This window comes from Citrobacter sp. wls826 (assembly GCF_005281245.1).
Taxonomy (GTDB): Bacteria; Pseudomonadota; Gammaproteobacteria; order Enterobacterales; family Enterobacteriaceae; genus Citrobacter; species Citrobacter braakii.
In genome coordinates this window covers 119,314-128,374 of sequence record NZ_SZWS01000024.1, presented here as the reverse complement: position 1 = coordinate 128,374, position 9,061 = coordinate 119,314, and the positions used below count along the sequence as shown (strand labels likewise).

10 protein-coding genes are annotated in these 9,061 nt (G+C 52.5%); 7 read left to right on the top strand and 3 right to left on the bottom strand.

Annotation, left to right across the window (positions count from 1 at the left end):
• Window positions 1-4: 4 nt before the first annotated feature.
• The 3 genes from FDW87_RS05695 to uxaC form a co-directional block, all read right to left on the bottom strand.
• Window positions 5-559, bottom strand: coding sequence for a YgjV family protein (locus FDW87_RS05695; RefSeq protein ID WP_016154613.1), 555 nt, complete (start codon window positions 557-559; stop codon window positions 5-7).
• A 206-nt stretch (window positions 560-765) separates the two neighbouring features.
• A complete protein-coding gene (locus FDW87_RS05690; protein ID WP_016157534.1) occupies window positions 766-2,253 on the bottom strand; it encodes a UxaA family hydrolase in 1,488 nt (495 codons plus the stop codon).
• A 15-nt stretch (window positions 2,254-2,268) separates the two neighbouring features.
• Window positions 2,269-3,681, bottom strand: a complete 1,413-nt coding sequence (uxaC, locus tag FDW87_RS05685) for a glucuronate isomerase (RefSeq protein WP_137379511.1) — start codon at window positions 3,679-3,681, stop codon at window positions 2,269-2,271.
• A gap of 472 nt (window positions 3,682-4,153) precedes the next feature.
• On the opposite strand from uxaC, the gene FDW87_RS05680 reads away from it, so the two are divergent.
• From FDW87_RS05680 to FDW87_RS05650, 7 genes are all read left to right on the top strand, one after another.
• Entirely contained in the window at window positions 4,154-5,455 is a 1,302-nt protein-coding gene (locus tag FDW87_RS05680; protein WP_016154616.1) for an MFS transporter, read from the top strand.
• A gap of 134 nt (window positions 5,456-5,589) precedes the next feature.
• Window positions 5,590-6,366, top strand: a complete 777-nt coding sequence (exuR, locus tag FDW87_RS05675; RefSeq protein WP_016157536.1) for a transcriptional regulator ExuR — start codon at window positions 5,590-5,592, stop codon at window positions 6,364-6,366.
• A gap of 348 nt (window positions 6,367-6,714) precedes the next feature.
• A complete protein-coding gene (gene yqjA, locus FDW87_RS05670) occupies window positions 6,715-7,377 on the top strand; it encodes a DedA family general envelope maintenance protein YqjA (protein WP_003024820.1) in 663 nt (220 codons plus the stop codon).
• An 18-nt stretch (window positions 7,378-7,395) separates the two neighbouring features.
• On the top strand, window positions 7,396-7,764 hold the full coding sequence (gene mzrA, locus FDW87_RS05665; RefSeq protein ID WP_170975100.1) for an EnvZ/OmpR regulon moderator MzrA: 369 nt from the start codon (window positions 7,396-7,398) through the stop codon (window positions 7,762-7,764).
• A gap of 147 nt (window positions 7,765-7,911) precedes the next feature.
• Window positions 7,912-8,280, top strand: a complete 369-nt coding sequence (locus tag FDW87_RS05660) for a DUF1090 domain-containing protein (RefSeq protein ID WP_016154619.1) — start codon at window positions 7,912-7,914, stop codon at window positions 8,278-8,280.
• Window positions 8,281-8,313: 33 nt separating this feature from the next.
• On the top strand, window positions 8,314-8,619 hold the full coding sequence (locus tag FDW87_RS05655; protein WP_003024832.1) for a YqjD family protein: 306 nt from the start codon (window positions 8,314-8,316) through the stop codon (window positions 8,617-8,619).
• Between the two features lie 2 nt (window positions 8,620-8,621).
• The gene (locus tag FDW87_RS05650) at window positions 8,622-9,017 is read left to right on the top strand and encodes a phage holin family protein (protein WP_016157537.1); all 396 of its coding nucleotides are present in this window, start codon (window positions 8,622-8,624) and stop codon (window positions 9,015-9,017) included.
• Window positions 9,018-9,061 lie beyond the last annotated feature (44 nt).

Here is a 9,061-nt window from a genome sequence, read left to right as displayed (position 1 = left end):
TCCGTCACCGGACGGAGGGGTTCTCTTCTTGTACGCTTTTTTCAATTTTGAATGGATCAATTCCGCGTTTTTGCATCCGCCGGAAGCGAATAATGTTCAGGCCGTTCATCACCAGAAAACTACCTTCGATCATCGTCCCACCAATCGATCCCAACCAGAAATTATGGATAACCCAACAGGCGGTTGCGCACCACATTACGCAGCGCACGGTCAGCCCCTGGCAGCGAAACAGCGCCCAGGTGCTGGCCAGCGTGCCAATAATCGGTAACAGCTCCATCGCATGCTGTAATTTCGCCAGCCCGAGAACCAGGGTGAGGATAATAAAAACGGTCATTACCCATAGTTTGCGGGTATGCATCGAGACGAGTGTGCGGATGGTGTTTAGCTCTGCACTCATTCCCGCAGGCCAGGCGCCCATCAGAAAAAAATGCACGCCAATGGTGGCGCTGTAGACGGCAAGTTGCAGCCGGAACCGGCGCTCATCTCGATTGAAAAAGGTGGTAATGCCGATCAAAAAGGCGATGACACCTACGCCCTGGGCCAGCCAATACGCGGTCATGGGAGATCCTTGTGAGGAAACGCAAAAACAAACGGCGCTCCATATTATGAAACGCCGTTTTTAAAATCCACTCCATTTCGATTACCCAATAGATTTCGTGCTACCGCAAGGCGGTAAGTTCAGACATCCCCGGAAGCTTACTGGAGTAAGTGACCGGGGTGAATGGACGCAGCCAACGCGGCTGTCACGCGAAAGATGAAGGGTAATTACAATGTTACGCCGCTTTTAAAGATAGCCAGTTCCCGGAAATCGTTGCGCTCGTTGCAAGTTTGCTTGCCATTGGCGAACTCAACGATCGTATCGACAAACTCGCTCAGCAGCTGAGGCATCGCTTTACCGTGGATCAGCTGTCCGGCGTCAAAATCGATCCAGTGTTTTTTCTTGGCCGCCAGCTCGCTGTTGGTCGCAATTTTCACCGTCGGCACAAAACCGCCGTACGGCGTACCGCGGCCGGTGCTGAACAGCACCATATGACAGCCCGCGCCCGCGAGGGCACTGGTAGCAACCGCATCGTTACCCGGCGCGCTCAGTAAGTTCAGGCCGTGTGTCTTCAGGCGTTCGCCGTAGCGCAGTACATCCACCACCTGGCTGGAGCCCGCTTTTTGCGTGCAGCCCAGAGATTTATCTTCCAGCGTGGTGATCCCGCCCGCTTTGTTGCCCGGCGATGGATTCTCGTAAATCGGCTGGTCGTGAGCAATGAAGTACTGCTTAAAGTCATTGACCATGGTCACCAGCTTGCCGAAGGTTTCTTCGTCACGGCAGTGGTCCATCAGCAGCTGCTCGGCACCGAACATTTCCGGTACTTCAGTCAGCACGGTGGTGCCGCCGTTGGCAATCACGTAGTCGGAAAAACGCCCCAGCATCGGGTTGGCGGTAATACCGGACAGGCCGTCAGAGCCGCCGCATTCCAGACCAAACTTCAGCTCGCCCAGCTTACCCGGCTCACGCTTATCGTTACGCATCACGTTGTACAACTGATGGAGATGTTCAATCCCCGCTTCCACTTCGTCTTCCTGATGTTGGCAGACCATAAAGTGAACACGCTCAGGATCGTACTCGCCTAAAGTTTCGCGGAAGGCATCAACCTGGTTGTTTTCACAGCCCAGGCCGACCACCAGCACCGCACCCGCATTCGGGTGGCGCACCATATTTTGCAGCATGGTACGGGTGTTGATGTGGTCGTCACCCAGTTGCGAACAGCCGTAGGTGTGACTGAAAAGATGCACGCCGTCGATACCCTCGGCGTCGTTGGTCTCTTTCAGAAAGCGGTTCTGCATCTGACGCGCCATAGCGTTGACGCAGCCGACCGTCGGCAGGATCCACAGTTCGTTGCGCACGCCGACCTCGCCGTTGGCGCGACGGTAGATCTGTACATCGCGATCGGCGGGTTGAACAAGCTCTGCCTGAAAATCAGGGTGGTAGCTATACGTGTCCAGGTCGCTCAGATTCGTGCGCGTGTTGTGAGCATGAATATGCTCACCCGCCGCCACGTCCACCAACGTATGACCGATTGGCAAACCGTATTTAATGACGTTTTCGCCTTGCGCAATATCGCATAAAGCGAATTTATGGCCACGAGAAACCGCTTGGCGCAGGATTACCGCTTGCCCATCAACGGTGACTTCGGTTCCTTCAGCCAAATCAGCGAGCGCTACCGCGACGTTATCCAGCGTATGGATCTTGATGTATTGCATACCTTCACCCAGGCCTTAGTTCAGTTCAATGGCGAAATAATCACGCGCATTGTTGAAGCAAATATTTCTGACCATTTCCCCCAACAGCTGGATATCTGCCGGCGCTTCACCTGCAGCAACCCAACGGCCAATCATCTGGCACAGGATGCGACGGAAGTATTCATGGCGCATGTATGACAGGAAGCTACGGCTATCGGTCAGCATGCCGACGAAACGGCTCAGCAGACCGAGCTGGGCCAGTTGCGTCATCTGACGTTCCATACCGTCTTTCTGATCGTTGAACCACCAGCCGGAACCGAACTGCATCTTGCCCGGCATACCTTCGCCCTGGAAGTTGCCGATCATGGTGCCCAGCACTTCGTTATCGCGCGGGTTCAGGCAGTAGAGAATGGTTTTCGGCAGCAGGTTCTGTTCGTTCTGCTTGCTCAGCAGTTTGGACAGCTCTTCGGCCATCGGGCGATCGTTGATGGAGTCGAAGCCGACATCCGCACCCAACAGTTTGAACTGACGCAGGTTGTTATTACGCAGCGCGCCGATGTGGTACTGCTGTACCCATTCACGACGCGCGTATTCCGCACCGAGGAACACCAGCACCGCGGTTTTAAACTGGGCAACTTCATGCTCGCTCAGCGTTTCACCCGCCAGGCGGCGTGCCAGAATGCTATCCAGTTCAGATTCGTTAGATTCAGCAAACAGCACCACGTCCAGCGCGTGGTCAGAGACTTTACAGCCGTGAGCCGCAAAGTGATCCAGACGTTTGGTCAGCGCAGCTTGCAGGTCGCTGAAGCGGCGGATATCCGTGTCAGACACCTCACCGAGCTTCGCCATATAGTCGTTAAAGGTCGCCTGCTCAATGTTAAAGGCTTTATCCGGACGCCAGCTCGGCAGCACTTTCACATCAAAGCTTGCGTCTTTAGCAACGGCCGCGTGATGCTCCAGAGAGTCGATCGGGTCATCGGTGGTACCGACCATTTTCACGTTCATCTGCTGCATGATGCCGCGTGCGGAGAATTTGTCCTGCGCCAGCAGTTCATTGCACTGGTTCCAGATTTCGTCAGCCGTTGCCGGAGACAGCAGCTTACCTGTAATACCAAACGGGCGACGTAATTCGAGGTGGGTCCAATGGTACAGCGGGTTACCGATTGTGTGCGGAACCGTGGCGGCCCAGGCGTCAAACTTCTCGCGATCGGACGCATCGCCGGTACACAGGCGCTCAGCGACGCCGTTAGTACGCATCGCACGCCACTTGTAGTGGTCACCCTTCAGCCAGATGTCATACAGGTTATTAAAACGGTAGTTTTCCGCGATTTGTTGCGGTGGCAAATGGCAGTGGTAGTCGAAGATTGGCTGGTCTTTGGCGTAATCATGATACAGACGGCGGGCAAATTCGGTGTCCAACAGGAAATCTTCAGTCATAAACGGGGTCATTATCGTCTTCCTCTCAGCGAGTGCGTCAGATTGCTTATGTTTTGATGTTGACAAAGTTATCACACCAATTTCCATACACTGAAGATATTTTCGTGAGTTAGATCAACAAATGGCGACAAAAAAATTACTCTCAAAGAGGTAAACCGCGCGCCAAGCCGCACCAGCACTGGCTTTGCTGAATCGAAATAATGACCACACGAAGATTCACACTTTTGTGATGGCACTCACCTTTTAAAGCTGTATGACAAGTTATCTTTTTGCCGTCGCGATACATAAGCCGACGGAATGCAAATTACCGATGTATCACCATCGGATTAACCGGTACGGAAACCGAATTAGCACAAATATTGACATGGCAGAGTTCGGGGAGTACCGGCTTTTTTTCGGTTACCCCCTCGTAAAAGAACATCCTCCTCCCTGAACTGGAAGATGACCGCTCGTTCGCGGACATAACAAAACGATGAGGTTTTACATGCGTAAAATTAAAGGGTTACGTTGGTACATGATCGCACTGGTGACGCTTGGCACCGTGCTGGGTTACCTGACACGTAACACTGTGGCGGCAGCTGCGCCAACTCTGATGGAAGAGTTACACATCTCCACCCAACAGTATTCCTATATCATCGCAGCGTATTCTGCTGCTTACACCGTAATGCAACCCGTTGCCGGCTATGTGCTCGATGTGCTCGGCACAAAAATTGGTTACGCGATGTTCGCCGTTCTGTGGGCCGTCTTCTGTGGCGCGACCGCACTGGCTGGTAGCTGGGGTGGACTGGCGCTAGCGCGAGGCGCAGTCGGTGCCGCTGAAGCTGCGATGATCCCTGCGGGTCTGAAAGCCAGTTCTGAATGGTTCCCGGCAAAAGAACGTTCAATCGCCGTGGGTTACTTTAACGTCGGTTCCTCTATCGGCGCGATGATTGCTCCGCCGCTGGTCGTCTGGGCTATCGTCATGCACAGCTGGCAGATGGCCTTCATTATTTCTGGTGCCCTGAGCTTCATTTGGGCCATGTGCTGGTTGGTATTTTACAAACACCCACGCGACCAGAAAAAACTGTCTGATGAAGAACGTGATTACATTCTGAATGGTCAGGAATCACAGCATAAAAACAGCACCGCCAAGAAAATGTCTCTCGGTCAGATCCTGCGTAACCGCCAGTTCTGGGGCATCGCGCTGCCGCGTTTCCTGGCAGAGCCGGCCTGGGGTACCTTCAACGCCTGGATCCCGCTGTTCATGTTTAAAGTCTACGGCTTTAACCTGAAAGAGATCGCGATGTTTGCCTGGATGCCGATGCTGTTTGCTGACCTGGGCTGTATCGTAGGGGGTTACTTACCGCCGCTGTTCCAGCGCTGGTTCGGCGTTAACCTGATCGTTTCCCGTAAAATGGTCGTCACCATGGGCGCATTGCTGATGATTGGCCCAGGGATGATCGGTCTGTTCACCAGCCCGTACATTGCTATCGCCCTGCTGTGCGTCGGCGGCTTTGCTCACCAGGCGCTGTCCGGTGCGCTGATCACGCTCTCTTCTGACGTATTTGGTCGTAATGAAGTGGCAACCGCGAACGGTCTGACCGGTATGTCCGCATGGCTTGCAAGTACGCTGTTTGCGCTGGTCGTTGGCGCGCTGGCTGACACCATCGGCTTCAGCCCGCTGTTCGCCGTACTGGCGGTATTCGACCTGCTCGGCGCGTTAGTCATCTGGACGGTATTGCAGAACAAATCGGCCAGCGAGGTAGAGTCAGCTTCGCAAACTGGCGATCCCGCTGCGCAAAGTTAACCAGACACGATTTAACAAGGTTATGTAATGCTAAGCCGCCAGTCATCTGGCGGCTTTTTTATCGCCGCGAGTGGAGCCGTAATCGCAAAAGTGGTATAACAAATAGAGTCTGCCGTATCATGCCTGGAGCGCATATGGAAATCACCGAACCACGACGTTTGTACCAACAACTTGCCGCTGATCTGAAAGAACGCATTGAGCAGGGTGTCTACCTGGTGGGTGACAAACTCCCCGCCGAGCGCTTTATCGCCGATGAAAAAAATGTCAGCCGCACCGTGGTTCGTGAAGCGATTATCATGCTCGAGGTTGAGGGCTACGTTGAAGTGCGTAAAGGATCGGGGATCCACGTCATTTCAAACCAACCCAAACACTATGTCGCGCCAGATGAAAGTCTGGAGTTCGCCAGCTACGGTCCGTTTGAGCTGCTCCAGGCTCGCCAGCTCATAGAAAGCAATATTGCTGAGTTTGCCGCCACCCAGGTGACCAAACAGGACATCATGAAACTGATGGAAATTCAGGAGAAGTCGCGTAACGAAAAAAGCTTTCGTGACTCCGAGTGGGATCTCCTGTTCCATGTGCAGGTCGCGCTGGCAACACAGAACTCTGCCCTGGCCGCGATTGTTGAAAAAATGTGGACTCAGCGTATTCACAACCCCTACTGGAAGAAGCTGCACGACCACATCGACCTGCGTACGGTAGATAACTGGTGCGACGACCATGACCAGATCCTGCGGGCGCTGATTCGCAAAGATCCACACGCCGCCAAACTGGCGATGTGGCAGCATCTTGAGAACACAAAGCAGATGCTGTTTAACGAAACCAGCGATGATTTTGAATTCAACGCAGACCGTTATCTTTTTACCGATAATCCCGTCATTCATCTCGATACGGCAGCTAACGGCGCAAAATAAACAATCTTAACGATGCAGGCGCGACAAAGCGCCTGTTTCTGACGCTTGGTAAGCATTAGGTATAAAGTGTCAGCCTGTGTAAATCCTCTCGCCTCCCTCCATTGCGATAAGCAAAATCACAGGGCAACACCCGTAATTTCTATAACGGACTACGTTGACCTTTGTTACAATTAGTTGTTATTTGAATTTTTGTGTTTGAGAGCTTGCTTACTTCACAACTTTACAGGGAATAGTTCAGGCCGTGAATTTGTGTCAGACCGCGATCCATGTAAAAAACACCAATAAAATTGCGGCGTTACAAACTCCAGAATACCGGCATGACGACAACCGATTCTCCAGGAATATTGAATGGAACTACTGACTCAATTATTGAATGCTTTATGGGCTCAGGATTTTGAAACGCTGGCCAATCCCTCCATGATTGGCATGCTCTATTTCGTACTGTTTACCATTTTGTTTCTGGAAAACGGACTGCTGCCAGCAGCCTTTTTACCTGGCGACAGTCTACTGGTACTGGTCGGCGTACTTATCGCTAAAGGCGCGATGGGTTTTCCGCAAACGGTACTGCTGCTCACCACCGCGGCCAGCCTGGGTTGCTGGCTCAGCTATATCCAGGGGAGATGGCTGGGAAATACCCGCACCGTTCAAAACTGGCTGTCTCATCTACCCGCGCACTACCATCAGCGCGCACATCATCTGTTCCATAAGCATGGCTTGTCTGCCCTGCTGGTCGGTCGCTTTATCGCGTTTGTCAGAACATTACTGCCGACCATCGCAGGATTGTCCGGTCTGAACAATGCGCGCTTTCAGTTCTTTAACTGGATGAGCGGACTGCTTTGGGTTCTGATTCTCACAACGCTTGGCTATCTGCTGGGCAAAACGCCAGTGTTTCTCAAATATGAAGATCAGCTGATGTCTTGTCTGATGCTGCTTCCCGTAGTGTTACTGGTGTTTGGTCTGGCAGGTTCACTGGTTGTGCTTTGGAAAAAGAAATACGGGAACCGAGGGTAAATTATGCTGAAATCATGCATAACACTCCGACGACTGGCCTTGACGACTACTTTTATGCTGTTTATCGGCGCGCTGCTCCTGACCTGGTCGGTCATCCGCCAGCAGGAGTCAACGCTTGCCATTCGTGCTGTAAACCAGGGAGCCACCATGCCTGATGGCTTCTCTATCTGGCATCACCTGGACGCCAACGGCATTCGCTTTAAAAGCATTACTCCGCAAAATGACGCGCTGCTGATCACCTTTGATTCCAGCGCGCAAAGCGCAGCCGCAAAGGTCGTGCTGGACCGAACGTTACCGCACGGTTTCGTTATTGCTCAGCAGGATGATGATAATCAGGCGGTACAGTGGTTATCCCGCTTACGTGATACCCCGCACCGTTTTGGTTAATCTCCAGGAATCTGAATTAGATCACTCACTTTGGTGATTTCATCATTTAGCGCCTATGATTAATAAACTGGGTTTATGACCCATTGCTTTATTATTCTGGAGCATCGGCCAAAGCCACAAGGTCGAATCACAATGGAAGGTTCAAGAATGAAATACCGCATCGCTTTAGCAATTAGTCTTTTCGCTCTCAGTGCCGGCAGTTACGCCTCCACCCTCTGTCAGGAAAAAGAACAGGATATTCAGCGGGAGATAAGCTATGCCGAAAAGCACAACAATCAAAACCGCATCAATGGTCTGAACAAAGCGCTGAGTGAAGTTCGGGCAAATTGTACTGACAGCAAACTGCGCGCCGACCATCAGAAAAAAATCGCCGAGCAGAAAAATGAGATAGCCGAGCGTCAACGTGATTTGGCCGAGGCGAAGCAAAAAGGCGATGCGGATAAGATAGCCAAGCGCGAACATAAGCTTGCTGAAGCTCAGCAAGAGCTGAAAGAACTCGAGACACGCGATTACTAAGTACGGTAACTAGCCACTCAACTGGAGAAAACTATGTCGAAAGATAATGCTACGGAAAACCTGCGCGCTGAGCTGAAATCTCTTGCGGATACGCTTGAAGAAGTACTTAGCTCCTCTGGCGATAAGTCGAAGGAAGAGATGAGTAAAATTCGCAGTAAAGCCGAACATGCGTTACGCGAGAGCCGCCATCGTCTGAGCGAAACCAGCGATGTGATTGCCAAACAGACCCGTGAGGCCGCGGCAAAAGCCGATAACTACGTACGCGAAAACCCATGGACAGGCGTCGGCATTGGCGCAGCAGTCGGTGTGGTGCTTGGTGTACTGCTGTCGCGCCGTTAATAATGGCAGACTCTCAACACGCACAAGGTCCAGGCAAAGGCGTACTGGGTATTGGACAGCGGATCCTGACGATTCTCGTTGAGATCGTAGAGACGCGGCTGCGGCTGGCCGTCGTTGAGCTGGAAGAGGAAAAAGCCAATCTCATCCAGATCCTGCTGATGCTTGGGCTGACCATGCTGTTCGCGGCGTTTGGTCTGATGAGCCTGATGGTGCTTATCATCTGGGCCATAGACCCGCAGTATCGCCTTAACGCCATGATTGCCACCACCGTTGTGCTGTTGCTTTTAGCGCTTATCGGCGGGCTATGGACGCTGAGTAAAGCGCGTAAAACAACGCTGCTACGCCATACGCGCAATGAACTCGCTAACGACAGGCAGGCCCTGGAGGATGATGCATAATGAGCAGTAAAGTCGAACGTCAACAACGTAAGGCGCAACTGCTT

What these genes read in the sequence shown, in the direction of transcription:
- FDW87_RS05695 (WP_016154613.1), bottom strand. Translation starts at nt 559, where the DNA reads ATGACCGCGTATTGGCTGGCCCAGGGCGTAGGTGTCATCGCCTTTTTG.
- FDW87_RS05690 (WP_016157534.1), bottom strand. Translation starts at nt 2,253, where the DNA reads ATGCAATACATCAAGATCCATACGCTGGATAACGTCGCGGTAGCGCTC.
- uxaC (WP_137379511.1), bottom strand. Translation starts at nt 3,681, where the DNA reads ATGACCCCGTTTATGACTGAAGATTTCCTGTTGGACACCGAATTTGCC.
- FDW87_RS05680 (WP_016154616.1), top strand. Translation starts at nt 4,154, where the DNA reads ATGCGTAAAATTAAAGGGTTACGTTGGTACATGATCGCACTGGTGACG.
- exuR (WP_016157536.1), top strand. Translation starts at nt 5,590, where the DNA reads ATGGAAATCACCGAACCACGACGTTTGTACCAACAACTTGCCGCTGAT.
- yqjA (WP_003024820.1), top strand. Translation starts at nt 6,715, where the DNA reads ATGGAACTACTGACTCAATTATTGAATGCTTTATGGGCTCAGGATTTT.
- FDW87_RS05660 (WP_016154619.1), top strand. Translation starts at nt 7,912, where the DNA reads ATGAAATACCGCATCGCTTTAGCAATTAGTCTTTTCGCTCTCAGTGCC.
- FDW87_RS05655 (WP_003024832.1), top strand. Translation starts at nt 8,314, where the DNA reads ATGTCGAAAGATAATGCTACGGAAAACCTGCGCGCTGAGCTGAAATCT.
- FDW87_RS05650 (WP_016157537.1), top strand. Translation starts at nt 8,622, where the DNA reads ATGGCAGACTCTCAACACGCACAAGGTCCAGGCAAAGGCGTACTGGGT.